The 2321-nt window shown below is 61.4% G+C and carries 3 protein-coding genes and 1 pseudogene; all 4 read right to left on the bottom strand.

All coding sequences use genetic code 11. From position 1 onward, the window contains the following. Positions 1-259 (bottom strand): helix-turn-helix domain-containing protein (locus EN884_RS33355; RefSeq protein WP_164747151.1); only part of this gene is annotated, 259 nt, incomplete at its 3' end. Positions 260-415: 156 nt separating this feature from the next. Then, positions 416-698: pseudogene (locus tag EN884_RS33360) on the bottom strand (tyrosine-type recombinase/integrase); the annotation flags it as partial. Positions 699-780: 82 nt separating this feature from the next. After that, the gene (locus tag EN884_RS33365; protein ID WP_063168764.1) at positions 781-1149 is read right to left on the bottom strand and encodes an AraC family ligand binding domain-containing protein; all 369 of its coding nucleotides are present in this window, start codon (positions 1147-1149) and stop codon (positions 781-783) included. Next, the coding region (locus EN884_RS33370; RefSeq protein ID WP_127419550.1) for an FAD-dependent oxidoreductase at positions 1146-2321 on the bottom strand (1176 nt) is incomplete at its 5' end. The genes EN884_RS33365 and EN884_RS33370, both read right to left, overlap by 4 nt.

Raw genomic sequence — 2321 nt, forward strand, 5'->3', positions numbered from 1 at the left:
GCCGCTCGCGTATCTTCGGCGCACCCCATGTCGGCTTGTCTTGCTTGAGGCGCACAATCAGCTTCTCGATTTGAAACGGAAGCTGATTGGCGTGGCGATAGGGCCGCCGCGATCGGTCCGTCAGCCCCTCCAGGCCGCTGTCGTTGTAGCGCGTGAGGATCTTGTAGCCGGTCTTGCGCGAGATATCGAACTCCCGGCAAAGCATCGCCATCTTCTCGCCGTCCAGCAGCCGGGCGACGAACTTCAGCCGCTCTTCCATGACGTTACACTCCCTCCAAGGCACCTTGCTCTCCTTGCAAAGGGCCGAAAGTGTAACCCATCTATCCAGAATGAACTGTCACCCATCTCTCGGGAAGGGCATTATTATCAATGGGTTTATTGACAGGTTCGCCACGAGGTTCGCCAAGCGCGTTACCAGCCGTACGACTCGGTCCATGCCCTGCACAGCCAACGCACCTGCGACGCTTCCCGGGAATAGAGTTCGGCATGGTCAATGTCGTCATGGCCGAGACATCCAACATCTGCCTGGTGGATGCCTCCGCTTCGGCGAGATAGACCCCAAGTGACTTCCGCAGACCATGCAGCGTAAGGCCCTTCGGCAATCCCGCGAGAGCGCACCAGTGGGTCATAGCACCGGTCAGAGATTTCGGCGAGAAAGGTTGGCCATATTCCGTGACTAGAACTGTTTCGCCGCGCCGGTCGGCGCGGAGATGCCAAAACAGCAGTTTCGCTACCCCGGAACTGCGCCGTGAAGGGCCAATCCATGATATGCCTGCCACTTCAAGGTTCTACCGTCCCTTGCCGTGCTGCCCAGTCGTATGGGTACAGACAGTAAAAATAGCCGGTACGCTCGGTGGCGATGTATTTGAGGTGGGTGCCGTTGGGCAGCCAGACGATGTCGCCAGGGCGGCATTCGTGGCGGCCGTCATCCAGTTCGATCGTCAGCGTGCCTTCATGGATGAACAGCACCTCGTCATAGGTCACGGTCCAGTCGATCGAGGCGTTCTCCAGATACTCGATGCCGCCGCCCATGGTCCGGCTGATCTCGGCATTGATCACGCGCGCGATCGAAGACGTTCCGGTCGGCGTGACCGATGGCTTTAGGGTCAACTCGCTGTGCTTGAAAATCTTGGCCTTGGACATCGTCATCCCTTTTTTGCGCGAAGATTGGCTTTGGAGGGAGTGACGCCGGACGGAGCCAGCCCGGCGAGCCATCTCGTCACCGGATCGAGCTTGCGCCCGGCATGTTCGAAATCGTCACGCCGACGCACAGCGCCGCGGACAAAATGTGCACCGACAAAGCGAAAGGGTTCGGGCGGGAAACCGCGCGTTACCGGACGAACCAGCGCCGAATGCGTCAGTTCCGATTCACCGTCAGTCAACAGGCCGGTGAGGATCTCGCCGCCGATATAAGCCATTGTCGTGCCATTGCCGGAAAAGCCATAGCCGTAAACGACATCGCGGTTGGCGCGCAAAGCGCCGAAAAGTGGCACGCCGCTCACCGTCCGGTCGATCGGGCCGTTCCATGATGTCTCGAGCGGAAAATCGGCGAGCGCCGGGTGGCCGTCCCGCAGCGCGCGACGCATTTCGGCGACACGGGGCGACTGGCCATGGAAACGCTGGTCGACGATGCCGCCGAAGCCAATAACGCCACCGCTGACGCCGACGGACAGCCGACCATCGCGCGTCGGAGACCAACCGCCAACGAAGACGCGGGAATCGATCATCAGCGGCGCCCGGCGGTAGCCGATCTTGTCGAGAAGGTCTGGAATGGGCTGTGACATGGCGTCGTCGCTGGAGATGTTGAAGATCGCAGGGGCCAGTTCCGGAATCGCGCCGGACCAGGCATTCATGGCAAGCACGACCTTGCCGCAGGATACAGTTCCTTTCGCCGTTTCCACCGTGAGCTTGCCCCGTCGTGAAAACCGCTTCATCGGCGACTTTTCATAGATCCGAACGCCGCGCTTTAGCGCTGCACGACGCAGGCCGCGCACCAGGAATCCGGGATGCACTGTTGCCGACGAAGCGTCGAACGCGCCGCCGAGGTGGCTCGTCGTGCCTGCCATCGCCGCGATCTCGTCGCGCGAAACGCGTCGCGCAGGCACGTAGCCATGCGCCGCCAGCTTGTTCAACGCGTCGTCCCAGGCGCCAAGCTGTGCTTCGCACGTCGCGCCCCAGATCCAGCCGATGCGATCGAACCAGGCGTCGATCGCCTCGACCTTGCAGAAAGCCTCGATGCCGCCGATCGCGGCTTCGGATGCCTTGATGATCGAAAGCGCGTCGGTTCCGTCGCGCAGGGCGACAAGCGCGCTGTATTTGGT

Origin of the sequence: Mesorhizobium sp. M7A.F.Ca.AU.001.01.1.1, from assembly GCF_004022735.1 — a bacterium.
GTDB classification, from domain to species: Bacteria; Pseudomonadota; Alphaproteobacteria; order Rhizobiales; family Rhizobiaceae; genus Mesorhizobium; species Mesorhizobium ciceri.

Excerpts from the sequence above, each read along its gene's own strand:
- EN884_RS33365 (WP_063168764.1), bottom strand. The coding sequence starts at position 1,149 with ATGACGATGTCCAAGGCCAAGATTTTCAAGCACAGCGAGTTGACCCTA.